Origin of the sequence: Acidithiobacillus ferrivorans (assembly GCF_016250455.1) — a bacterium.
GTDB classification, from domain to species: domain Bacteria; phylum Pseudomonadota; class Gammaproteobacteria; order Acidithiobacillales; family Acidithiobacillaceae; genus Acidithiobacillus; species Acidithiobacillus ferrivorans.
The window spans coordinates 1,818,355-1,841,925 of sequence record NZ_CP059488.1; the positions used below are offsets into that span (position 1 = coordinate 1,818,355).

24 protein-coding genes and 1 pseudogene are annotated in these 23,571 nt (G+C 57.8%); 8 read left to right on the top strand and 17 right to left on the bottom strand.

Features of this window, described 5'->3' with window-relative positions; genetic code table 11:
* Nucleotides 1-4 precede the first annotated feature (4 nt).
* From H2515_RS09040 to H2515_RS09060, 5 genes are read right to left on the bottom strand one after another with little or no spacing between them, the layout of a single operon-like run.
* On the bottom strand, nt 5-265 hold the full coding sequence (locus H2515_RS09040) for an EexN family lipoprotein (protein ID WP_198659900.1): 261 nt from the start codon (nt 263-265) through the stop codon (nt 5-7).
* Nucleotides 266-283: 18 nt separating this feature from the next.
* Nucleotides 284-1,024 (bottom strand): P-type conjugative transfer protein TrbJ, encoded by a 741-nt coding sequence (trbJ, locus tag H2515_RS09045; RefSeq protein ID WP_198659901.1) that lies wholly within the window; start codon nt 1,022-1,024, stop codon nt 284-286.
* Entirely contained in the window at nt 1,021-3,612 is a 2,592-nt protein-coding gene (locus H2515_RS09050) for a VirB4 family type IV secretion/conjugal transfer ATPase (protein WP_232821314.1), read from the bottom strand. The genes trbJ and H2515_RS09050 overlap by 4 nt, the downstream gene beginning before the upstream one ends.
* Complete coding sequence (locus H2515_RS09055; RefSeq protein WP_198659902.1) at nt 3,612-3,989, bottom strand: VirB3 family type IV secretion system protein; 378 nt, start codon at nt 3,987-3,989, stop codon at nt 3,612-3,614. Before H2515_RS09055 ends, H2515_RS09050 begins: the two co-directional genes overlap by 1 nt.
* Before the next feature lie 3 nt (nt 3,990-3,992).
* Entirely contained in the window at nt 3,993-4,379 is a 387-nt protein-coding gene (locus H2515_RS09060; RefSeq protein ID WP_198659903.1) for a TrbC/VirB2 family protein, read from the bottom strand.
* A gap of 103 nt (nt 4,380-4,482) precedes the next feature.
* Here H2515_RS09060 and H2515_RS09065 point away from each other — a divergent pair, with 103 nt between their 5' ends.
* On the top strand, nt 4,483-5,451 hold the full coding sequence (locus H2515_RS09065) for a hypothetical protein (protein WP_198659904.1): 969 nt from the start codon (nt 4,483-4,485) through the stop codon (nt 5,449-5,451).
* On the opposite strand, the gene H2515_RS09070 is transcribed toward H2515_RS09065, so the two are convergent.
* The 10 genes from H2515_RS09070 to H2515_RS09115 all read right to left on the bottom strand — a co-directional run bounded on the left by H2515_RS09070 (nt 5,420) and on the right by H2515_RS09115 (nt 17,645).
* The gene (locus H2515_RS09070) at nt 5,420-5,815 is read right to left on the bottom strand and encodes a hypothetical protein (RefSeq protein WP_198659905.1); all 396 of its coding nucleotides are present in this window, start codon (nt 5,813-5,815) and stop codon (nt 5,420-5,422) included. The genes H2515_RS09065 and H2515_RS09070 overlap by 32 nt on opposite strands.
* A 10-nt stretch (nt 5,816-5,825) precedes the next feature.
* Nucleotides 5,826-6,797, bottom strand: a complete 972-nt coding sequence (gene trbB, locus H2515_RS09075; RefSeq protein WP_198659906.1) for a P-type conjugative transfer ATPase TrbB — start codon at nt 6,795-6,797, stop codon at nt 5,826-5,828.
* Nucleotides 6,794-7,246, bottom strand: coding sequence for a hypothetical protein (locus tag H2515_RS09080; protein ID WP_198659907.1), 453 nt, complete (start codon nt 7,244-7,246; stop codon nt 6,794-6,796). Before H2515_RS09080 ends, trbB begins: the two co-directional genes overlap by 4 nt.
* Before the next feature lie 75 nt (nt 7,247-7,321).
* The gene (locus tag H2515_RS09085; RefSeq protein WP_198659908.1) at nt 7,322-8,872 is read right to left on the bottom strand and encodes a DUF3363 domain-containing protein; all 1,551 of its coding nucleotides are present in this window, start codon (nt 8,870-8,872) and stop codon (nt 7,322-7,324) included.
* On the bottom strand, nt 8,869-9,741 hold the full coding sequence (locus H2515_RS09090) for a hypothetical protein (protein ID WP_198659909.1): 873 nt from the start codon (nt 9,739-9,741) through the stop codon (nt 8,869-8,871). Before H2515_RS09090 ends, H2515_RS09085 begins: the two co-directional genes overlap by 4 nt.
* 64 nt (nt 9,742-9,805) lie before the next feature.
* A complete protein-coding gene (locus H2515_RS09095; protein WP_198659910.1) occupies nt 9,806-10,753 on the bottom strand; it encodes an LPD7 domain-containing protein in 948 nt (315 codons plus the stop codon).
* A 111-nt stretch (nt 10,754-10,864) separates the two neighbouring features.
* A complete protein-coding gene (locus H2515_RS09100; RefSeq protein ID WP_198659911.1) occupies nt 10,865-11,239 on the bottom strand; it encodes a hypothetical protein in 375 nt (124 codons plus the stop codon).
* Between the two features lie 9 nt (nt 11,240-11,248).
* Nucleotides 11,249-11,527, bottom strand: a complete 279-nt coding sequence (locus H2515_RS09105; RefSeq protein WP_198659912.1) for a hypothetical protein — start codon at nt 11,525-11,527, stop codon at nt 11,249-11,251.
* Nucleotides 11,524-12,717 carry a hypothetical protein gene (locus H2515_RS09110; RefSeq protein WP_198659913.1) on the bottom strand — a complete coding sequence of 398 codons (1,194 nt, stop codon included), beginning with the start codon at nt 12,715-12,717 and terminating at the stop codon, nt 11,524-11,526. The genes H2515_RS09105 and H2515_RS09110 overlap by 4 nt, the downstream gene beginning before the upstream one ends.
* Nucleotides 12,718-12,776: 59 nt before the next feature.
* Nucleotides 12,777-17,645 carry a DUF3560 domain-containing protein gene (locus H2515_RS09115; protein WP_198659914.1) on the bottom strand — a complete coding sequence of 1,623 codons (4,869 nt, stop codon included), beginning with the start codon at nt 17,643-17,645 and terminating at the stop codon, nt 12,777-12,779.
* Nucleotides 17,646-17,792: 147 nt separating this feature from the next.
* Here H2515_RS09115 and H2515_RS16525 point away from each other — a divergent pair.
* From H2515_RS16525 to tnpA, 4 genes and pseudogenes are all read left to right on the top strand, one after another.
* A pseudogene (locus H2515_RS16525) lies at nt 17,793-18,083 on the top strand (TIR domain-containing protein); the annotation flags it as partial.
* The gene (locus H2515_RS09125) at nt 18,080-18,544 is read left to right on the top strand and encodes a helix-turn-helix domain-containing protein (RefSeq protein ID WP_012535904.1); all 465 of its coding nucleotides are present in this window, start codon (nt 18,080-18,082) and stop codon (nt 18,542-18,544) included. The pseudogene H2515_RS16525 and the gene H2515_RS09125, both read left to right, overlap by 4 nt.
* The gene (locus tag H2515_RS09130; RefSeq protein WP_198659916.1) at nt 18,545-19,117 is read left to right on the top strand and encodes a PIN domain-containing protein; all 573 of its coding nucleotides are present in this window, start codon (nt 18,545-18,547) and stop codon (nt 19,115-19,117) included.
* 123 nt (nt 19,118-19,240) lie between these two features.
* Nucleotides 19,241-19,399, top strand: coding sequence for an IS66 family insertion sequence element accessory protein TnpA (tnpA, locus tag H2515_RS16530; protein ID WP_198659917.1), 159 nt, complete (start codon nt 19,241-19,243; stop codon nt 19,397-19,399).
* 72 nt (nt 19,400-19,471) lie between these two features.
* Here tnpA and H2515_RS09140 read toward each other — a convergent pair whose 3' ends face one another.
* Nucleotides 19,472-19,912 (bottom strand): 1-acyl-sn-glycerol-3-phosphate acyltransferase, encoded by a 441-nt coding sequence (locus tag H2515_RS09140; RefSeq protein WP_198659918.1) that lies wholly within the window; start codon nt 19,910-19,912, stop codon nt 19,472-19,474.
* A gap of 172 nt (nt 19,913-20,084) precedes the next feature.
* Between H2515_RS09140 and H2515_RS09145 the strand changes: the two genes are divergently transcribed.
* The 3 genes from H2515_RS09145 to H2515_RS09155 all read left to right on the top strand — a co-directional run bounded on the left by H2515_RS09145 (nt 20,085) and on the right by H2515_RS09155 (nt 22,236).
* The gene (locus H2515_RS09145; protein WP_198659919.1) at nt 20,085-20,354 is read left to right on the top strand and encodes a type II toxin-antitoxin system RelB/DinJ family antitoxin; all 270 of its coding nucleotides are present in this window, start codon (nt 20,085-20,087) and stop codon (nt 20,352-20,354) included.
* 60 nt (nt 20,355-20,414) lie between these two features.
* Nucleotides 20,415-20,615 (top strand): type II toxin-antitoxin system YafQ family toxin, encoded by a 201-nt coding sequence (locus H2515_RS09150; RefSeq protein ID WP_198659920.1) that lies wholly within the window; start codon nt 20,415-20,417, stop codon nt 20,613-20,615.
* A 442-nt stretch (nt 20,616-21,057) separates the two neighbouring features.
* Nucleotides 21,058-22,236 (top strand): HNH endonuclease, encoded by a 1,179-nt coding sequence (locus H2515_RS09155; RefSeq protein ID WP_232821315.1) that lies wholly within the window; start codon nt 21,058-21,060, stop codon nt 22,234-22,236.
* Here the strand turns inward: H2515_RS09155 and dcm are convergent.
* Entirely contained in the window at nt 22,140-23,384 is a 1,245-nt protein-coding gene (gene dcm / locus H2515_RS09160; protein ID WP_198659922.1) for a DNA (cytosine-5-)-methyltransferase, read from the bottom strand. The two genes, H2515_RS09155 and dcm, sit on opposite strands and share 97 nt — an antisense overlap.
* Nucleotides 23,385-23,571: the final 187 nt, after the last annotated feature.

Consider the following 23,571-nt stretch of genomic DNA (forward strand, 5'->3'; position numbering starts at 1 on the left):
TCCTTTAGGGCAGCAGGCTGGGATTGTTGTTCAATCCACTGAAGAGGCTCTTTTGCACGAACCCGTCGCCCGCCACCCGCTTCGCTGTCTCACAGTTCTTTTTGGCGTTGCCCGTTAGGGTCTCAGCCTTCTTGCAGTGCTTCAATTCCTTCTGAAGTGCTGACTTGTGGGTCTGGTAATAGTGGACAGTGTAGAGCGGTTCCTGGCCACAGCCGGCCAGCAGCAGGGCGGACAAAGGGAAAAGCAGATAGCGCATGGGTTTCATGGGAGCTTCCTCGTCGTATCAGGGCAGCAGACTGGGATTGTTGCTGAAACCACCGAACATGCTGTCCGCAACAAACTGGTTGGTGGCATTGGCCTGAGCTTTCTTCTGCTTCAGATACGTGATCTGCGCGTCCTCTCCAGCCATGGTGATCTGCTCCAGTTGCTGGATCGACTTGGTGGTGACGTTGGCCGCAGCCACAGCGGCAGCGGCGACCTGTTCCCGCCCTTGAGCGGTTTTTGCTTCATTCAGGATCGTCTGCATGGAGGAATCCTGGGTGGCGAAGTTCTGGGCGGCAAGGTGCTGGGACTCCAGCGCGTCTTCCATGTCGGTGTTGGTCGTCTGGTTCCAGTTGGCATAGACGGAGGGCAGGTTCTGGAAGGAGTTGCCCGCCCCCGGGTACTCCTGGGCCAGCTGTGCCCCGATATTCTGCCCGGCATATCCCAGGGCCTGTGCCTGGCTGTAAATGGACGTGAGCTGCTGAATAGAGCCCACCAGCGGATTCCAGATCTGGGCGTACACGCCTGTCGGCATGTTCAGGGTGTTGGTCACCATGTTCTGGTAGCGCTCGATATCGTTGGCGTACATGCTGATCTGTGTCGTCACTTCCTGCGCCTGCTTCCCCAACTGCTCGATCGCCGTTGCTTCCTGTACAATCTGTTCGGGGAAAGTGGCACCGGCTACTTCACTGACGGCAAAGGCGGACGTTGGCTGTAGGACGAGGATCACGCTCAAAATGACCGCTTTGCTTTGGATGCTCATCGAAAATCTCCGGCGCCGGTCACGGCGCAATCATCAAACGCCTTGGGTATAGATCGGGGGTGGGTCGAGATAGACTCTTCTTGGTAAAGGGACTCCGCATAGCTCACCCAACCATCCCGGATGCTGGGTGACAGCCGCTCTTTCAGCCAAGCAATCGGCCAACGATCACCGTACTGAGTCTTCAGCTCCGCTACCCGCCTGCCTTCACGCGGATCGGAGACACCGCAAAAAGCCAGGGTGACCGGACCCATGCCAAACTGAATCCGGCGCTGACCTTCGGGTGTGGACAGGTAGTAGTCCTGCTTCGGTGTGGACATCGCCAAAAGCTCGATCTGCCGATCATTCAGCCCCATGTCGGTATACAGAGGTCTGAGGGCCTGACTGGCGGCTACCCGGTTGGGCAGGAAGATTTTCGTCGGGCAGGACTCCTTCAGGACCGGAAGCAAGGGGCTGTTCTTGAGATCATTCAGGGACTGTGTGGCAAAAACGACGGCGGCATTTTTCTTCCGCAGTTCCTTCAGCCATTGCCGCAACTTCGCCAGAAACATGTCGTTGTCCAGGAAGGTCCAGGCTTCGTCGAGCAAAATGAGGGTGGGCCGCCCATCCAGCATCTGCTCGATCCGGTGAAACAGATACAGCAGTACCGGAACCGTTACCCGGTGCTCCGCCGGGCTGCCATTCATCAGGTGGCTCATCTCTAAAGTGATCATGCTGGCATCGGCCATCGACAGTCCGTCGCTCTCGGCATCGAGCAGCTTCCCCGTTTGCCCGGTCAGGGTGTAATACTGCAAGGCATCCTTGATTTCCCGGTTCTGGATCATCTGGACCAGCGCCGTGAGCGAGCGTCCGGATTCCCGGGCCAGGCCATGCACGGCGTCACGAATGGCCGAACGCTCCGTAGAGGTGATCGTCATGCCCTGCAAGGTGGCCAACGCTTCCACCCAGTCTGCACCAAAGGCGGCCTCCGAAGGGTCATCCACGCGCTGCAAAGGCGCAAAAAACAGATCGGAGGTCGGGCCGTTCAGATCATAATGCTGCCCGCCCATGGCTTCCGTGAGGGCGTAGAGGCTCATGCCTTTGTCAAAGGCAATGACCCGGCTGCCGGGATAGCGTTGCCATTGCGCCGCCAGCAGGGCCAGGAGCGTACTCTTGCCGCCCCCCGTCATGCCGGCAATCAGGCTGTGCCCTAGATCTCCCACATGGAGATTTAGCCGATAGGGCGTATTCCCCGTCGTCGCCGCGAACAGCAAGGGCGGAGCCTTCCGGCCATCTGGCATTTTCATCAGTGGGCTCGGGCAACGCGCCTTGCCCGCCCAGATTTCCGTTTTTGGCGCAAAATCCGCAAAATTCAGCGAGTGCATCAGTGGCCGGCGGATGTTCTCATAGAGATGGCCCGGGATGCTTCCCAGGAACGCTTCTACCGTATTGGTCGTTTCCAGGTGGGCGACATAGCCCGCATTGTCAAAGAAGGTCTTGATCGCCTTTATCCGATCGGAAAGCACTTTTTCATTCGCGGAACGCAGCACGACGGATAGCGTGAAGCTGCCAAATTTCACGGCACCCTCCCGCGCCTCATTGACGGCCTGCTTGGCGTCATAGGCGAGGTTCACCACCGTATCGTCGGCGGACAACTGTCCCTGGGCCTCGCCCGTCATCTTCTCCGTAAGCAGGGACTTCATGTTGGCCCGGGAGCCAAACCAGCGATCCCGGATCTTCGCCATATCCGCCACCGCATCAGACTGATCGAAGGGCAGGAAGCGGAGCGTATAGCGTAGGGGAAAGGGCAGGCTATGCAGGTTCTCCAGCATCTCGGGGAAAGTCATGCCTGGATAGCCCAGAACCGTTACGACGCGAATCTCTTCCCCGTCGATGGACGGCTCCAGCCCGCCCACAAAATCATGGTGCCCGATGAGGGCATCCAGATACGCCGGAATCCGGGGCGCATTGACGCGATGCGTGGCGCCGGTCAGGCACTCATGTATATGGGTAAGCAGGGCATCGGCATCCATGGCCTTCACCCGGTACCCCTGCCTGAAAATGCCCAGGATAACTTCGATCCCCTGCCGGTAGCGGGCCAGTGTGTCCCGGAATGCCGCATCGGCCAGCTGCTCGGGCTGTTTGCCGGCTTTCTTTTGGATCATGGACTGTGCCAACTGTACTTCCGCATCGATGGGTGTTCGCCAGGCAACTGTGAGGTAATAGCGGCTGACATAGTGATTGCTTTCCGATCCAAACTGCGCTCGTCTCTCGGCCTCAATGAGGCGCGACACCGGGTCGCGAAAGGCGCACTCCGATTCGTCGATATAGCCGTCGGCCGGCTCGCGAATCGCCGTGACATGCACGCCCCAATCCGTGCCCAGTCGAGCGATGGCATTGTTCCAGGTGGCCGAGAGCGCCTCCAGATCCTGCGTGGACTGGCTTTCGAGATCAGGTCCGTCATAGCGGAACCCCGCCAGAAAGCTCCCGTCTTTTTGCAGCGCGATGGCCATTTCCCCGGCATCCGTTTGCCAGCCATCCACCAGAAAAGCGATGTTCAAAAGATCGGGAAGGCCCAGGGCTTTATCGCGGTACTGTTTCAGGGAGCGCATTATTTCTTCTTCCTCATGAGTTTCGACAGGGCTTTGAGTAGGCCGCCAGACGCAGCACTTTGCGTTTGCTCTTTGGGGGCCTTGTATTTGACCGGCGCATAAGCGCTGGCCCCGCCCAGGTAGACGGCTTGCTGGCTCCAGTGGCGACGCACAACGCCAAAGGATTGCGGGTCGTGTTTTGCGAGTGTTCGCAGAAACGACTGCCCTACTCCACCGACGATGAGACCCACCGGGATGAACCAGAGAGAGACCAGAATCGGTATAGAGAGACAGACGAACCAAAGGGCAAACGTGGCCTCCCGCTCACCCCCCGCAACGAGCATCGGCTTGGTCAGGGAGGGGTGGAGCGGGAGACGGCGGGTATGCTCCGCCGCCATGGCTTAGAGCCCCATGACGTGCAGGGCATGCGATGTGGCGAGGCCCAGGATGCCCACATGCCCCATCGTGGCGCCGCCGGTGATACTGGTGGCGAGCGATTGCGCATTGGCCATGGCAATGCCCCCGACCGTCGCACCCAGGCCAATCATCATGGCCTTCTTGTGCTCGCCGCCATGCCACCAGGCAAGGCCCGTAGACACCACTCCGCCAGCGGCGACCAGCCCGCCCATATCCTGCATACCGGTCAGGACCGTATTCAGCGGCCCTGCAATGGGAGAAAACACACCACCCGACGTGGACGCGAACGCCACACCAGGAGCCAGGGCCATCAGGCCCGCCGCGCTGATCTTGCGAACTCCAGAAAACATTGCCTTCAACCGCTTTTTCATGTGAACCCCCTTTCGTGGACGGACACGCATTTGTCCTTGCGCGGGTATAGATCGGCGGGTTTTGGTATACCATATGAGGGAGAACCAGCGAGCGAGGGTCCTTATGCGTATTGAGAAGGCGTTCTGTGTTGAACTGGATAAGATTGTGGATATAGAGCAAGCACGAGAAGCATACTTCGCGCAAAATCCACAGAAACGATTTACCTTTCTATGCTCCGACGAGCGATGCCGCACAAGCAAGCCAGATATTGGCGTTCGGGTTTCCGGGGTGAATTATGACAAAATCCCCGCCGTTGATGAAATATTTAAAACACCACACTTCCGTCAGTTGGATGCCCACAGTCCTTCATGCTATTGGGTGGAAATTCAAGAGGCTGAATCGCTGGCCCGAGAACATGGAGACCGGGACCACCATGACCTAATCCGCTCGCTGACCGAAAAAGATATTTCCGTCATAACGCGCTTTTCAGTTCCTAAGGTAAGCGATCCATCTGCCGACGCAGCGGGCCTGGTGGACGAGGAAGATAAGGTTGACAAGATCAGGAAGATCCAGTCCCGGGATCAAAGAATCGCAGCATATCGCGCACTATATTCTGGCGGCGGTTCTTCTAGTAGGTCCATAGAGACTCTGGTATCTTGCTACGAAACACTCAAGGCAGAAAAAGCCCTGGATATTGGGATACATGTTGACAACTTCGGAGATTACACTTTCAAAAACCTATTCTGCCATGTTAAGAAAATTAACAATGTTGATGGGTTTCATATATTCTACGGGGGGGCGAAGCTATATAAAAAGAGGTACGGGAAAGGTTTTAAATTGTATTTTATGGATAAAATAAATGATGGCACGTCGGATATGCCACTTTCGCTTTATGTCAGCAATGAGGATGCCAACAGGGTGACACATATTACAAAAACTATTGATTCCGCCAAAGATCACCCCCACAGTTACCTCACCGTGTACTGGATCGGCACTATAGAGAGAGACGACCATGGATTATCAGTTCTGGCGGCATCATTCAGGCACCTCGCATTAAGATTCAAGGTGCCATTATCGGAAGAGGAAGATTAAAAGCGACCTCTGCTCTTAGCCTTGATGCAAGATGCGCAGCGATTGTTATCGCATCAAAGCTGTCGCGTATTGTGGGGACCAAATCCTTACAACCGATCTCAGGACAATCTAACCTCATCTTTCCGTATGGCGCTATAGCGATAGTCAGAGAAAACCATTTCCGGGGCTGTCCGAACGCATCTGTATGGCGTTTATCAAAATCCACGGCCAAATAGTTGCATCGGTCCTTCCGATAGGGATACATGCGCATCGTTGGGTGGTCGCCAACCGCGTCTTTAATGGTTCTGCATACCTGATCCAGCCAATCTTTGGCCACCTGATCAATAATGAATTCACCATTAGTCAGAATAATATCGTCTTTCACCGTACAATCCTCAATGGCAATCGGAACGGTTTTCTTTCACTTCATAAATCGCAATAATACGGCGTCCAGCAGGGTGCTCCCGATCTCGGGCAATCTGCAAAACGATATCCACCGCCTCATGGATCAGCGTCTGCTGTGCGGGAACGCCCGCTTCCTGGCAGAGTTGGTCGAGACGCAATAAGGCCGCTTCGGGGTTGTTGGCGTGCAGGGTAGCGATGCCGCCCGGGTGTCCCGTGTTCCAAGCTTTGAGCAGCGCCAAGGCCGCCTTGTCGCGGACCTCACCCACCAGTATGCGGTCGGGCCGATAGCGCAGTGTGAGCTTTAAGAGACGCGTCATGTCGATGCCCGCATCATCGTCGGTCAGGAACTGGACCACATTGGGAGCGGTGCATTGAAGCTCCCGGGTATCTTCGATAATCACAATGCGGGTACCGATATCTGACAGCCTGGAGATCCGGTCGATGATGGCGTTGGCCAGGGTGGTTTTGCCGGACCCTGTACCGCCGCTCACCAGGATATTCTTGCGGGAGAGCACGGCATCGGAAAGGGTGTCCAACTGCGCCGCCGTGATGATGCCCGCCTCAACGTACTGATCAAGGGTGTACACCGAACGGGCTGGCAGGCGGATACTGAAAGACGCGCCCTCCACCATGGGCGGAATCGCGCCGGCAAAGCGGCTGCGCAGAAACTCAATGGGCATGGCGCCCTCGACGATAGGCCGGTCACGGCTCACCGTGGTATGCAGGTAGTCGGCCATGAGACCTAACAGGGACTGGACACGGCTTGCATCGATCTCGCCCAGGTGGGATATACCCGACCCCAGGCGCTCAACGAAGACCCGTCCGTCGGGGTTGGCCATGATCTCGACGACACCCGTGTCATCGAAGAGGGCGGCGATCTCCGGACCGAGAATCCGCCGCATCTGCTCGATCCGGCGGGCATGGGCCTGCTGTTCCTGCTGATCGTGCGCGTGGATGTTCACTGATTTTCCTCCGCTGTTTCGATCCGTTTCTGAATCAGCTCTCCGATTTTTTTGAGGGCCTGCGGTCGGTCGCCTTCGAAGGCCATGCCGACCTGCTGGATGAATCGCTCATACCGGGCCAGTGCGGAAGCCTGGGTGGCTTCCTTCTCCGTGCCCGGTTCTGGCAGGTGAACCAGCATGAGCTTGACGAAGGTGTCGAGCATCGCGGCCACCGTGTCGAGCTCGGCCTGCACGGCCTCGAGGTCACTTCTGGACGCCAATATGGTTGCAGCAATCCGACGCTCAAAACCGGCCAGCTCGCTGCCGTCTTCCGCCTCCGCGTCGAGCCCACGCATGGCATACTCGGCGGTCAGTGCCGCCAGTGACATGCGTCGTGATGCAGCCGTAATTCGCACCTTGTCTGCGTAGCTGCCGGTGAGTTTAATTTTTACCGTGATGGGCAGTGCCATGAATTTACCCCGCTGTTGCTATCATCAGGGTATAGATCAGCGTCTTCGCCGATAAACAAACTGCGCATGAAGACGTTATTCGATCTCCGATCCCCGCTGCGGCTTTGCCTGTTCCCAAGCCTGTTTTTTCTGTCGTGCCCGCTCTTTCTCTTTTTGCTTGCGCTGATCCAGAAGCCGTCTGTGCCACTCCGCCGCAAAGCCGCTAGTCGGGTCCATCATTTCCTTGGGCGGATACCGTCGTTCATGCGCGAGTTGGTCATCCAGTGCCGCTTCGGGAATCTCCGTCCGTTTCCAGCCTTGGTCCGGGATCTCGATACCGTAGTCCTTGACGGTAACGCCACGGTCGAGGCCAGTGAGGGCGACGAGATGCCGAAGCCCGAGATCCTGCCGTCCACGGGCTTTCTCTATCGATCCCGTCTGGTAGACGATATGCGCTCGGTTATCGACGCCCTCGATGAGCACGAAGCTCCGGTCAAATTGCTCATCCAGCCCCGTACCCAGTACACGTCCCACCAGGCGGTCGCCTGGCCGAATCCTGGTGACCTGTGGCGGACAGCGCGGCTCGGTCATCAAGGCTCGCGCTTCGGCCAGCATCTTCGTTCGAGTCTGCAATACCTGGAGTTCCTTGAGGGCCTTGTCCCAACCGGGCTCCAGTCGCCAGAGATTCGCCCCGATCTTGTCGGCCACCCCAATTTCCACGAGCTTTTCCAGGCGGGCGAGCCGGAGTCGGCGGTTTTCGCGCTCTTTGTCATCCAATAAGTGGGTAGGCGATTCATCGACCAGTGAATAGCCTTGCAGGCGGCCGCCTTGCGGCGCGGGTGTCGCCTTGTCGAGAATTCCCCGATCCAGGGCAGTGAAACGCCGCTGATCCAGTTCCCGCTCCCGCGCCGCCTGGATTTCCCGTTCGCTGCGGTAGCCCAGGCTTTCCGTGAGAATCTCCTGGGCTGCGGCACGCATTCCCCGCCGAATCAGATCCGGCTCCAGTTCCAGCTTGCCCTTGCCACGAAGCAGCAAATGTACATGCGGATGACTGGTGTTGTGGTGGTCAATGGCGGCCCACTCATAATCCCGCCCGATCTGTCGTTGGATGCGCGCATTGAAGCTGCGCGTCAGATCCCGCAACGCCTCTGGCCGGAGTGGATCTTCGGGTGCCAGAATGACCTTGAACAGGTGCGGGTCGTTTTCTTCCTGCCAGGAAGACAAAAGCGACGACAAGTTGACGCTCTCGGAATCCCGGTCAAAGCCCTGGCCTTTCTCGCCGTCCTGCTGCGCGCCTTCACGACTCAGGTACTTGCCGTGGGCTTGCCACTGATCAGGCCCCTTGCTGCGTACATAGGACACCTTGACTGTGCAGCGACGCCCAGCCTGCTGCAATGCCGGCCCTCGGGACGACGGGGCCTTGTAGAAATTGCTCCCGACATGAGGAAGCAGGCTCTTGATCAGGGAGCGTGCCGCTCCATATCCGTGTTTCCCCCTTGCTCGATGCACCTTGTTGTTGACGCGAGACGCGACCGGACGGTTATGCCCATGCGGAGATCGGTCGGGAGACAGTGGATCATCCAGCGTTTCGGTAGAGGACAGAAACCGTCCAGAGCGGGTTTGGCTCGGGGGTGTTTTAGATTTCATAGCACAGTTGTGAGTGGGAGCAGGATGCCCGCGATAAATATCACGATAGCCGCCAGTCTCAATATCGCTTGATGCTTCTCACTGCTGGTTTCCTTGCTAGCCTCCCAGATGATTGCCCCAGCCAGGGGAAGCAGGACCACCCCAACCGGGGCACCAAGAACCGCGGCGGAAATCCTGGGCAGGACGCCGCTATGGGTGGTCGGCTCCCAGAATGGATACCGACCAGACGCGACGATATAGCCATATCCCATACCCAGACCCGCTGCCAGAAGAGCCATCGCCCAGCCCAGCAGGACGACGACAGAGGAATGATGGGTCAGCGCATGGCGGGTCACCCGGTCCCCAATGGTAGCCAGTAACCGTTTCATGTCTAAATCGGAGACCGTGATGTTGGCTGGGGTCACTTCCTGCACGGCGGCCGGGGCTACTACTGTCGGCGGGTTTGCATCCTGCAAGAGACTGGCCCCCCGTCCGGTATCTGCATCCTCATGCGGGAATACTTCTCGAAGTTCATCGGACTCTTCGGCGACAGTGGTTGTAAGGTCCGGCGCCGGCGCTTCGGGGGGCTGCGGGTTTTCAGGAAGGCTCCCCTGCGATGGGTTATTCGCCTGCAACAGGAGATCCAGGCGATCACGGATCTTCGCGAGCAGGCTTTCGACCTGGGCGGAGTTGCCCTCCGTAATCGGTTGCCGCTCTGCCTGCTTGGGGTTAGCGCCCTGCAAGGGGTTGGCGCCCTGCAAGGGGTTGCTCCCCGCCAGAGGTGACCGATTCGATGCTGCCGCTCCCCGCTTGCGCAGCGTGGGGGCAGGTTCTGCCATCAGCTTTTGGCCTGCTGCCTCCAGTTGTGCAATTTCGTCCAGTTCATCCATGGCCACCCCCTGTCATCAAGAACATCGACAGGGTATAGATCAGCGCACAGGGGGATAACCAGCCTCAGAGTCCAATGCCTTTGCCCACTGCCCGCTTCTTCTCCGGCGCCCGATACGGGGCGGCCCTTGGCAGGGTGCAACCCTTCGACGGGCCAAGCTGGTTCCCGCGCTCCTTCATCGCCCGTTCGTAGATGCCCTGAGCCATCGGACTGCCCGGCTCCAGGGCAATGCCGCGCTCCATGGCAACCTTCACCGTCTCTTCCAGGAAGGCACGGTTACCCTGGAAACGTACTGGCTCCCCAAATCGATCCACGGCCGTCTGCAGGCCAATCTCGACCGCTTTTTGCCGCTTCTCCGCTGCTTCATGCCCCAGGCCCAGCATGGCGCGGTTCGTCACCGTCACCTTGTCGCCATGATCCAGCACATAGGGCTTGCCCTTGGGATTGGCAAAGAGCACTTCCGGCGGATTCTTGCGCTCAAAGCGTGGTTTCTCCGGCGGCATGATTGGCTCAGGGGACTTCTGCGATGTCCCGGGCCAATCCGCGAGTGGATCAACTTTCGGTCCCGTCTTTTGCTGCGGTTCCTGGTCGAGCTGTTTCTCGGGCGCGCCCGCGAGTTCCGCCTCTACTGCCTTCCCAGGCTCTGGCAGCACAGATTCATCGACATTCTGTGCCTGGAATGTCTTCAACTCCTGGGTCAGGGACTCGCCAGGCTTCTCCTGCTTCTGTTCCTGGGATGGCCTGAAACTCAGACCCTCGGCATCCTGTTCCAGTCCGGCCCAGCGCCCTTCCTGCTCAAGCCGTGCATGGATCTGGTTCGCCACAAAGCCATTGCTGTGCGGGTTTTTGTCGATGAGGTTTCGGATTTCATGATGTAGCGGGTCATTCTGGGGAATGAACGCGCGGTTTTCCGTGTCCCTGTGGACGATGTGAAGTCCGGGGTTCTTTTCATCATTGCTGGCCACGACATCCATAGGGCCGTAGGACAAAAGGTGATCGAGTTGTGCTGCCATGGTTGGTTTCTCCTGAGCGTTGGTTGGCACGCCTGGTTTAAAATGGTCATCCGTTGCGTCTCCGGGAAACAACCAAAAACCAGTCTCCCCGATGGGGGCTGGATAAACCGGTCATCCGGCATAGGCCGCCGCATCTCCCTGCGGATTCACCACGGCGGACTGGTAAGACCGGATATCGACACCGAAGATCGCCGCCACTTCCTCATCGGGAAGCTGATCGGCAACGCCTACCTGCCCGCCAATACGGGACAGGTACTCCAGGGCCTTGCGCACCACGGACAGATTCTTCGTGTCGGAACGCAGATAAATGACCTCTGGGGATTCATCCCGAATCAGCGCCTCAATGGCCAACTGATAGCCGCCCAGCCCCTGGGGATCATCCACGGGATGCAGATGTTCCGGGTGACCACCAATCCGCAAATTGCAGGGTTCCTGTTCGCGAGAAGCGGAACCGCTTCCCGTCAACGCCTTAAAAAATCCAAACATGACGACTCCTTACAGTTCTATGCCCAAGGCATGACCGGCGATCTGCTTGCCAATCTCCTTTTTCAACCTCTTCCCCGGCGTCTCGAATCCCAGCCCTTCGGCTTTCTCGGCCAGCTTGTCCACACGCCGTTGTGCGAGAAATCGTTGGGTGGATCCGACCGGCAGCGATTCGGGGTCGGGGAGTTCACGGAGTTGTGCCAGGATCAGCGCAACCCGCTCCCTGTGCCCGGCATCCCCTCGCTCTATCTCTTCCTCGGCCCACTCCAGTAGTTCTTCGGCCAGGCTCATAGCTGCACCCCCTCGTGCTGCTTCTCCTGTGCTTTAGCAGGAGCCCTTTGGGCTTCACGCGCCGGTGCCGGGTTGAGCATCTTCGGATCCACGCCCAAAGCCTGTTCGATGGCCTTGCCCTCCCGATGATCCGGGATCTTCTGAAGCGCCTCATTGGCCCGCAGACGCCCTGGGTGCTCGTGGATCTGCTCCAGGGTGTCCTTCCCCTCCAGATCCTGGCCCTTGGCGAAGATGCGCACATCCACCTTGGAAGATTGTGTCTCAGAGGGCTCCGACCGGGACAGCGAAACCAGCAGTGGGGCACCATCCGGAAACTGCGCCTCCGCCTGCAAGCCGCCGAGTTGTCCCTGGTGAAATTCCAGTGGCACCTTCTCGTACTCGCCGGGCTGGCCGCCGCGCCGTTGCAAGGTTCCCACCAAGTGCCCGTCCTTCTCATAGGCGGACAGATTGTGCCAGGTGCCGTCGCGATCCTTGATGCCCGCCTCCAGGGCCGGGAATTCGCCGCGCTCGTTCGCGACGGCCTTGGGCGCAATCCCTTGCTCCACCATCCGTTCAGACAGGCCGGCGGCAACCTCCGCGAAGTAGCTCTCCCGAGTGCTGGCGGCGATCTGGTTCAGTATCTTCTTGTCCTTCATGCCAGCATCCACCATCGGCTTTTGCACCGCCTGCACCTGGTCTCTGGCCTTCTCGAAGTGCCCTGGAGTGGTTGGAATTTCCTGCCCGTCCGAATCCTTCATGGTCGCAACGTGGTCCACGAAAGTCCGCCCATCCCGCTCAGTTTGCTTGGCAAAGGCGCCAATGCTGACTTCGCCTCCAGCATGTTCCCGCGTTGCCGTATCGAGCTTGGTGATCAGCCGCTGAGCAAATTCGGAGCTCATGTCAGCAGACAGGATGGTCTTGCCGGCTTCGTTCTCCAGCGTGACGCGCAGCTTCTTGAAAGTCTCCCCATTGGCCTGCGTTTCAGCTACCTCCGCACCCACCAGATTGCCCTTTAGCGCCTGTTCGTACCGTGCCCCGTGATCCTTCAGGGCGTCGCGGACGATCGCCTTGTTCTCCGGGGAGTACCCCTTCTTCCATTCCGCGTCCCCAATTTGCTCCTTGGCCGCTTTCAGGGCGGCATTCGTTGGTTCATCGTTGACCTGCACAAAAGCATCCGCGAGGTTGTTCCGTTGCATCATCCGTGTAGCCATCACTTTCTCCTTTCAGTCACCCGCAAAATTGCTCACAAAAACTCCGATACCTACTGTTTCTAAATCCCCACACCCTGCTGCTTCTGTTTCTCGGGCAGTCGGGCTGGGGCCTTGTGCGCTTCCCGCACCGGTGCCGAATTGAGCCTCTTCGGTTCTACCCCCAGGGCTTGTTCAATGGCCTTACCTTCTTGGTGGTCCGGAATCTTCTGGAGTGCTTCATTAGCCTTCAGATGCCCCGGGTACTCATGAATTCGCTGCCAAGCAAAGACCGTGGCATTTCTGGATTGGGAAAAAGCCACCACCTCTACGCCACCCGCTGGCCCCCGGGAAAGGCGCACCGCCAGGATCTCCCCGGCTTCCCTTGCAAACTGGGCCACCATCACCTGCTCTTTTTTAGAACCAGGCCGAAAATCCTGGGGCGCCATGGTCTCCACCAATCCGGTTTTCGCATCGCGCCGCTGCAAGGTCCCCACCAGACGGCCATCGTTTTCCCGCACGGAAAGGTTGTACCAGTCGCCGTCGCGGTCCTTGATGGCCGCAGTCAGTGCGGCACTCGGATCGCGGACGGCGATGCCTGGGCGCACATCAGGGCTCTGGGGAACCGGCACGATGTCGAGCCTTTGGGCCGGTTCGGGTGTTGCCACCGCCTGCTCAGGCGGCATCAGCGCGTCCAGCTTTTGGATGACATCCCGCGCGGCATAGACGGCATTGCCCGTCCACTGCCGCTGCCAGGCGCTTTCCGACGGCGCCCAACGAAAACCGCTCGACTTCATGAGATTGCGGACCCCTTCGTCCGGCTTGCCATCGAAGCGGAACTGGATGCGATTGATCTCCTTGTTCTCCCGAATCGTGCCCCAGGCATACGGTGTCTCACGGTCCTCCAGGGCTTGGGCCTTTTCCAGGACCTGGATACGCTCTTCCAACCGCCGGATGTTGGCGTTATTGTTGCTGAGGGAGTACGACGCAAAACCCACGGTCCCCATGACATCCGGGGTCAGGATCTGGTGTGCCCGCTCCGGCTTGAAACCCAGGTGCTCCAGGGCCGCCTGCTGCGCCTCGGGGCCGTCTTTTTGGTGCTTGCGAATTGCGGCGTTGGCCGCCTTCATGCGCTCCTGGGAAGACTTCAGATTCTCCACCCGCTCCTTGAGCTTTTTCACGGCATCCGGATCGTCGGCACTAATGGCGTAGTCGTTGACGCCCTTGGCGCGGCGTTCGTAATACTCTACCTTCTTCAGCAGGTCGAAGCCTTTGCCAAAGTTCTGGTGGATGCGCGCACGATAGCGGCGGTCGCGGCCTTCACTGTGGTGACCAACCAGGATCGGCTGACCAAAAGGGATGGCGTCCGCCATGCGTCTGGCCTGCTCGACGCTCGCTTTCGCCCGCGCCCGCGTCTTTTCAGAAAGGGCGCGATAGCGCTCCTTACGCGCCTCGATTTTTTGCGCATAGGCGTTCATCTCGGGCGCTTCTGCTGCCTTTTCCTCTTTCTGAAGATCAGTAGCTGGTTTTGGGGTAACCCCTTGCGGTGTAATCCCCAGCGCAATACCCGCCTTTTCCAAGGCGTTATGCACCCGGCCATCAGCATCCAGCGCCAAGACCCGCTTGGCAAAAGCCGTGAAACGCATATCCTTGACACGGGAATATTCGCCTTGGTCATTGACCAGATGATATGTGGTTGCCGCGCCCTCCTTGCCAGAAGCCATGCGATCCTGACCGTTGGCGACTTTCAGAGTCACATACTCCTGTCCATTCACCACTTGGCCTCCAACTCCCACGCGCAGGCCTTTCAGATCCTCCCACGCTCTGGCCATACTTTCCTGCAAGACCCGATCTTTCCGTTCCTGCTCTGCCCGCGCATGGCCTTCCTGCAGGGTTTGCACCTTTTCAGGACCGGCCCATTCCTGCAACTGTGCAACCCGCGCCGATTGGGTTTTCCCCATCTTGATTCCGGTGACTCTGGAGAAGGCTTCCTCCGAGGCGGGATTCAGACTGTTATGACCAATGAGCCCCATCATGGTCTTGAGGTCCTTGTCCCGGATCGCATCCGTGAGTTTCCCGATCATGGGGTTGTCCGGACTGACCTCGATGCCATGCTTCCAGTACGTTGCCAGCACAATCTCCCGTGCTTCGCGCAGCGTGCCTGATTCCAACTGTGCTTTGCCGTGTTCCTTGAGATTTGCCTTGAAGGTGTCCCGGATTTCCCGGTCCAAATCGCGGAAGCGATCACCAGCCAACCTCACCTGGTCCTGCGCGGCTTTGACAGCCGGTAACTCGGAAATTTCTTCCTGTGAAAAGGCCGGTGCCAGACGAATTTCAGGAATAGACGAGCCCCTGTTAGCGCCCTCCCGGTTGATCCCAAAGGTATCATCCACGCCCTTGCTGAAATGCCGCATCAGGTCGGAGAAGCCCCGGAAATCTGCCGGGTCCAGTCGCCCAGAGCGCTCGCGGACCTCCATCACCAGCTTCTCTTCCCGCTGTGGCAACTGGGCGTAAAACGCCTGGTACTCCTGAAGCGCCTGTTCCTTGCGCAGATCCACTGGGCGATGCTCTGGCGGAAGCAGGTCGGGGTAGTGCTCCAGCTTCACCTCCAAAAGGGTCCGGGGCGCAAAGTGATAATCGAGTTCAGCCCCGGCACGGGTGATCTCCGGAATACTGATGTAGCCCACTTCGGGATGGCCCAGACCTAAGTCCGCCAGACCAAAGGCTTGCGTCTGGTTCGGGAAGCTGTTCCCCTCATTGGCCGGATCTCCGCGATCCTTCTCAAGGATGAACCACTGGGCACCATTGGAACCAAAATAGCGCAAGGAGACTGAGCGCTCCGCATCGGGCAATCCGTCGGTTTCATAGGTCGCCGGCATCTGCCGGATGATCTCCTGTAGCTCCTGCATTTTGTCCGAGAAAAAACCTTTTTCTTCGCTGCTGCGAAGCAACTGGTCTGTCACCAAAGCCTGTTGGCCTCCAATGAATGGCCGCACTTCGTCGGGGATTTTCGTCAAAGGTTCCCGTGCCTTGCCGTACATGAGACTGTGTTCGGCATCAAAGGCATTGACCGCACTCGCGGCACGGTCCCTGCTGGTGGCGGAAACCAGTTTTTCTCCCGCAATCTCCGGCGTGACCACACTGCTGACCTGTTGAGTGAGCGTCGCGTCGAAATCCTTTCGGGACATCCCTCGCCCGGCTGCGGCGACTTTCCATTCCTGTCCGGAGCGGTAGAGGTCCTGCAACCGGACTTCGGAGTCATCAATGCGGGTGACAATGGAGGGGGTGTCCCAGTCTGCCCCGAATTGGTTTTTCCGGGTTATCACGAAGTCTCCAGCCTGAATCTGTGGGGCTTTTTCGACCTCTGGGGCGAGAGCGCGGTCGAATCCCACGGCCTGATCCAGAGCGATCTCGCGGAACTGTCCGTCCCGGCCATAGACCCGCGCCTCAACCTTCTGATCTGGCCCCGTCTCCGCCCGCAGGTGATAACGCACATCACCGGTGTTTGTGTCCTGGGCAGCAATAACGCGACCCGAGAAGGGATTATTTGTTGCGCCAGGCTCGTGCGGTTCAAAACGCACGAGATCCCCAACCTGGGGCCGCTCCTTAGTAAAGGTTGGGTAAATGCCACGCGCACGCTCAACATCCATCAGTACCCGGTTTTCTATTTTGCGACGCTCCATGTCGCTCCCCAGGGTCAACTTATATTCATTCGTCCGCGAATCCACCCCGTTCAGCGCAACACCATCCCGAACCGCCGCTACAAGATGCACGTCCAGAACTTCTGGCAGCACCATGGGCATAATATGATCCGCCGTCTCCATAAGCGGTGTGCCGTTGGGCCACCGGGTGATGTGCCGCAGTCGCGTTGCTTCACCGGGATGGGCATCGTCAAGCACCACACCTTCCAGTTCTTGTCCGATTTCATTCCTGTACCGGACATAATCACCACGGGAGACGGTCGGACCCGCCCGCTCCTGCGCCACTTCAACCGCCAACTCGGGCGTCCGTTCGATCAGGTAGTCACTGATCCCCTGGGCGTCCTTGATGGCCTGCATCAGGGTCTGCTTGCGCGTTTTTTCCGGCAGGGCTTTGAGCCATGAGGCGAGATAGGCTGCAGAATTGCCCGTCTCCCGGCCTTCTTCCATATCCTGGGATGCAGGATCAAAGCCAATCCCCAAACTCGCTGCGGTCATGGCGGCGGACATTTCCGCCCGCAACTCTTCGACAGCGTATTTTGGACTGCCAAAAGGCTTCCCGATTTCCCGCTTCAGTCGTGATCCATGGCCGGTCGCATGGGAAAGCTCATGCAGAAGGGTGGTGTCGTGCCCCGTCGCGTGCTCGAAGCGCTCTGTCGGCGGCATGTATACCCGGTCTTCGGATGGGCGATAAAAGGCCCTGCCGCCGGTATGTATCACTTCAATGCCCATATTCTCCGCCAGCTTAGGCAGGCGATCTTCGGTCTTGCCTTCCATTTCCGCTTGCGGGGCACGCTCAATCGGGGGGATACCATCGATCTGGGATGCGTGAAACACCGTGTAGTAACGGACACCAAGCCGTTCCTCCACAGGTTCGATGTCCTGGGCGCCCTGCGCCCGAAGCCTCTCTACTTCCTCCTCGGTGCGCTTGTGCGCGTAGCGCGACCACTTTTCGATAGGAATCCCGTGCGCACCTTTGCGCACCTGCCAACCCTGCTCCTGGGCCTGCTTGTAGGTACACCAGCGGGGATCGGACGGGTCTGGAGAGAACATCGCGAGATTTTGGTAATTCACCCCTCTGTAAGCCTTGCCAGTGACCGCATTGACCGGGGCCAACACTTCACCGGCTGCCCAGGGCCTTTGCCAGGAGGCAGTTCCTGCCTCAATCTGTTCAATCAGTCTGTCGGCAAGCTCAAGACGGGGATCTTTCCTATCGGTGTTGTTCCCAGAACGGGGTGAGACGGGGACGGACATCGTACTCTCCAGCGCAGTTAATCTTCGACTGGAGGGTATAGATCGGGCGATCGTGGTATAGCTTTATCGGGCCGGGATGCAAGGTAAAGAACAGCCCCTCATCGCCATAATCTCTGCTAAAATCCCACTCATAATGCTTTTGACGACTTTTCGTTGCAACAGGCGGTCAACAGCGAGAATGAGAACTACATCAAGCAGAAAATCCGCGAGCGCATCAATCGGACACCGGTGACAGCGGTCCACCTGACTCCTGACAGTGCCAAGAGCAAGTGGGTCGAATGGGAGATCACCGAGAGTCTCAAACATGGCAAGGGCGTGGGTCTCCCTTTGGTTCCCTGCCCGGCAAGACCATCCTGTTTCGGATGTTGCGACTATTCGTTTATTTCGATTATACTTCCTCCCATAATGCTGTTTGAAGCTCCCTGGAGGCTGCCATGACCACACTCTCTCCCACCCATTCGTTGCCGACGGCCGAAGAAGTTGCCATCGCCCGCGAGAGCGGCCGGGCGCTGTCCGCCTTCCTTCAGACCCGAGCGGAAACCCAGCAGATCGAGATATTCAACGACAAGGGCGCGTCTCATTCGGTCCGCGTCCCGGTGTCGGCGCTGCGCCTTCTCGTGGACGTACTGACCGAAATCGGTGAGGGCAACGCGGTCAGTATCATCCCGATCCACGCCGAACTGACAACGCAAGACGCAGCGGACGTACTCAATGTCTCGCGACCGTTCCTCGTCCAGTTGCTGGAGCGCGGCGAGATCCCGTTCCACAAGATCGGTACTCACCGTCGTGTCCGCTACCAGGACGTGATCGCGTACAAGGAGCGGATCGACGCTGAGCGCAGCAAGGCCCTTGATGCACTGGCCGAGCAAGCCCAGGCGCTCAAGATGGGGTACGAATGAATGAGTTCGAACTTCATCGTCATCTACGACGCGTGCGTGCTCTACCCGGCACCGTTGCGCGACATGCTGATGCGTCTGGCGCTGACCGATCTGTACCGGGCGCGTTGGACGGACATGATCCACGACGAGTGGACGCGTAACGTTCTGAAGCAGCGGCCAGACCTGAAGGCCGAAGACCTGGAGCGGACGCGGTCGTTGATGAACGCCCACGTCCGCGACAGCCTGGTCACCGGCTTCGAGCATCTGATCCCGTCCGTCGAGTTGCCGGACGCCGATGACCGGCATGTGGTGGCTGCCGCTATTCACGGCGGTGCCAGTCTGATCGTGACGTTCAACCTGAAGGATTTTCCGCCGGAACGGCTCAAACCGTACAATCTGACCGCCCAGCATCCCGATGACTTCATCTTCGATCTACTGGATCTGCACGCAGCCCGCGTTTGCGAGGCAGCGGCCAACCATCGACGATCGCTGAAGAACCCGCCCAAGACGGTTGACGAGTACCTGGACACGCTGCTCAAGCAGGGACTGACACAGACCGTCGGCCAGTTGCGGGAGTGGAAGGTAGCGATCTGACGGACTCCGGTTCGATTCGGGTTTCGGGAATTGAACGTAAGTCTCCGGTTTACGACGTCCTTTTCGGAGTCATGAACTTATCCCAAGATTTGTCGCTGAGTTTTTGCACCCTGGGAGGAAGTGATGGATCGGCATCAGCGGCGGCAGGCGTATTCGCAAGGGAAAATCAGGGAATGGGCACAAAGTGGCCAGCCAGTATCCGCATGGTGTGCAGAGCACGGTGTCAGCCCAGGATGCTTTTATCTCTGGCGTCGGCGCCTGCAGGAATGCAACGGCAGGTAGCCTGACCTGCCATGTCAACCGTCCAGAGCTTCTTCCCCCCTTCTCAGGCTACCCAAACCATGGGGTCCAACCTCAGGCTACCCCATGAGTAGCGCGACGGTCACGCCCTTGATACGCCACTTGAGGGATCCATCCGGAGTGATCCAGACGAATCTCCGTGACCAGACATCGGGTTTTTCGGGCTAGCCAGGGCGCTCCGGGCAGATCTGGTCTGCCCGGCCTGGAAATGCCCGTTCCCTGCGGAAACAGCACCACCCCGTGGCCCGCCTCCAGGGTGCGCAGAATCACCCGAAGCGCCATGGGTGATCGTTGGTCAAGGGCGACCATGCGCTGATGGCCGTTGACCAGGCCATACCAGGTCAGCGCCCTTCGCCAGAAAGGGTGGCGGGCGTAATCCGGATCGACGGCGAAGAGGTAGCCGCAGTGGCCGCCAATCTGATGCAGGTAACGGGCAACGACTAGGCCATCGAGCAACGACATATGCGGACGGACAAGGATCAGGTGACCCGGCATGGCGATACTCCCGTGAGTGCTGATGGGAGGGTATAGATCATGCACAGGGCGGGTATCGGAGTGCGGGCCAGACACCTCGGCAATGCGCCTGTACTCTCCTGTCTGATCCGTCCTTGTTGCGTAGTCGCATTGTGACTACAATATGGGTGTCTGACCTTCCTGGAGAATTACCATGAGCACTACCACCGACACCTACGTCCGCGCCCGCATAGACACCAACACCAAGGAGCGGGCCGCCAGCGCGCTTGAAGCAATGGGGCTGTCGGTTTCCGACGCCATCCGTCTGCTGATGCTGCGCATCGCCGACGAACACCGCCTGCCTTTCGACGTGAAGGTGCCCAACGCCACCACCAAGAAGGCCCTTGCCGAGCTGGAAGCGGGTAAGGGCAAGAAGTTCGCCAGTGTGGACGATCTGATGGCGGATTTGCATGCGGACGATTGACCGCTCCTCCGCGTTCAAACGCGACTACAAGCGCGAGGCCAAGGGCCAGCGCCACTCTTGATGAAGCGTAAGCCGGTGCTGGTCGCACTGGTGACCGATCAGCCCCTCGATGCATGCTACCGCGATCACGACCTTTCCGGCGATTGGGCGGGCTACCGTGAGTGCCACGTCAAGCCCGACCTGCTGCTGATCTATCGCAAGTCCGACTTCGACACACTGCGATTGGCGCGGCTTGGCTCGCACAGCGAGCTTTTCGGATGACGCCAGCCGCCGGGGTGGATTGCAACGGACGTGCCAGAGCGTAGCGGCAGGCGCGGGCCGTTTCTAAGGCGTTGATATCGCGCACGATGCCTGCACGTTACCCTTTCTTTATCTTGCGTTCCGTTTTCTATGATGAGAAACTCTCTGACAATGCGAGCGTCCCCTTTAGAGACAAACCATGATCGCCACGGCTGTAAAAACCAAAAAGATCTTGGAGTACCTGAACGCACCTCTACTTGCAGGGCACCTGCCCTGCAAGTTCGGGGGCGCACGTGTCTCGGGATTTAGAGGCGGTCAGGTGGTTCGATTTTGTCAGCGATGCGGTGCTCGAAGGTGCTATGCACACAATTACATCTCCCCGAAGCAGCGGGTGCCGCAGACCCATCCTCTACGTACCATCCGGGTCATCGTAGATCGAATCTTTCTGATACGGTGGTGACGGATGCGAATCGCACTGAGGACAAGTGGTGGTAGAGGTGAGTACGAAGTGGCAGGGAGCCACGAGTCCATACGTGTCCATGACGTGTTCGACCGTGAGATTGTCTTAGAACTGCTTCCGGGCTTCAGATTTCCAACCAATAATTTTGTTCGCCATACCCAAGGAAAGCCTCGAATTAGGCTTCTTGATCCGTACGCCGATTCCCATGTCTATTTGGTCTTGGCGGCAATTCTTTTGCTGCCCAAGCCTAAGCGAGAAATCGGCGCAACGCCGGGAGGCAAGCTTCAAATATACAAAGACAACTTCTCCGTGATGTCCATTCCATTTGATGTGGTGGAACTATCAAATACCGAGATAGTTGTTTCTCCAACCCAGATGGTTCTTTCTAACTCAACGTTCGATTCTGTTCGGCTTGATGTAATTGAACGCCTGCGCATTGTCATGGCTTGTTGGGATGCTGCTTCTAAGCAGAGTTCTGCTCTTGCCAGTGCTGTCATTCAGCATAAGAATGCTTTTAACAGCCACGATGTTAAAGCAGTGATTGCTGCCGCCGAACCAATACGGCTGGCAAATATTGAATCTGATGATCCTCTTCGTCATATCACCAAAGACCTCAACCTACCTTACCTTGATGAGCTAATGTGGCTTGGTGTTCACGCCACTGATACCGAAGAGGCAATGGCCCTTGGGGAAGAGAATTTTGAAGAGTTGAGGGACGCCGCAAGAAACAGAATTAAGAGTTGGCGGCAGGTCGCGCTGCGTGGCGCAGCGGGAGCCAACTTCAGAACCGAGGTTCGTCAGGCATACAACCACACCTGCCTGTTCACAGGAATGCGGTTACCCAAGACCCCAGCGACTGGAAGTTCTGGTGTAGATGCTGCCCATATTCTTCCGTGGGCAGAGTACAACTTGAACGCCATCAGCAACGGTCTTTGCTTAAGCAAGCTCTGTCACTGGGCATTTGACGCTAGCATCTTGCAGTTGCGCTATGACACCCCGACATCAAGCTATGGAATTACTCTATCAGCAGCAGCGCTGGCTGCTGAGTCCGCCGGTCTTCTCAAACTGGACGGACTCAAGGATATTCAAGGCGTAGTTTCAACCTCTTTATTGCCGAAAGACAGCGCCAACTGGCCAAACCCTTCGTTCCTCAAAGTGTACAACGAAGCATTGAATTTCTGATCTGCTTCAGGGAAATCACGCGACTCCAGATACTGCCTGATCCGCAGCGCCAGCCACTCCGCAACGGGTGGCGTAACGGCATTACCAAGGGCATGATACCTAGCTGAGTCCAAGTCGTCAGCACTGAGCGTTGTTTGCGAGGGTATCGTCCAGCCTTTGGGAAAGGCCATGACTCCCTCGCATTCAGCAGGGATAAGCCGACGAACCTTGCCCATCTTGGTATAGCAAACGTAGTTGCGACTCCAATCTGTTCCAGTGTGCCGCGCAGAAGTCGCGTAAAGGCAATAGGCAAGCGCCTGAATTACGGGGCCTTCGCCGCTAGGATCTCCAACGACATCCTGAAATGAGGCCGCAGATTCCTTCCCATGCGATCCGCCCTTCGGATGATGCCCTTTGCTGCATTCGGACTCAAAAAGTATTTCTCCTGGACCTCGCCCGTCTCCACGACATCCGACAACGTAGACCCTTTGCCGTGACTGGGGGACTCCGAAGTGTTTGCTGTTAAAAGTACGCCATCCGACAGAATACCCGAGCTCGGCCAGCGTTGAGAGCACGATCCCAAAATCTTTTCCTTCGTGGGAGCTGAGTAGGCCCGCAACATTTTCGAGAAGAATAACTCTGGGCTTGCCTGCTCCAACCAATCTAGCAAACTCATAAAACAGTCCGGACTTGCTCCCTCTAAGCCCATCTCTTTTACCCATTCGAGCAAGAGAGAGGTCTTGACACGGGAAGCCTCCGACCCAAACGTCAGATTTTGGGATGTCTTCATTTTGCAATCTCGCAATGTCATGGTGTAGGGTAACGTCAGGCCAGTGCTTTCTGAGAATAGACTGACAAAAGGGCTCAATCTCACACTGCATTGAGATGGAGAACCCCCCTGACTCAAAGCCGATGTCAAAACCACCGATACCAGTGAAGAAAGAAGCAACGGAGTAGATCGAACGACCCAACAGTACTGAACTTGTGTCAGGTGCCAACTTGTCGGAATTCTTGAAGGCGTACTGCTTGATTCGTTCAATGTCGGCAGTGGTAAAGACGCGCCAGTTGTTCCTGTCGCGCTCCACATCTTTCACTTTTCCGCTAATAAGCCATCGCTTGAGTGTCACTGCTGACACTCCGATGGCCTGTGCGGCTTGGTTCAAGTTCATTTGTCTTGCTCTCGGTTGGTGTGAGCCGTGGTGAGACCCGTATCAAGCCGTATCATGCCACAAAACGGTTATCACAAGCTACTATCTTTTGAATGTGTGGGTGTGCAAGCGATCGCCAGAAGGAGTCCTGCCAAATCAGCATGGGTAACTGCCTAATTTATGATCATAAGTGCCCTGTACAAGAACC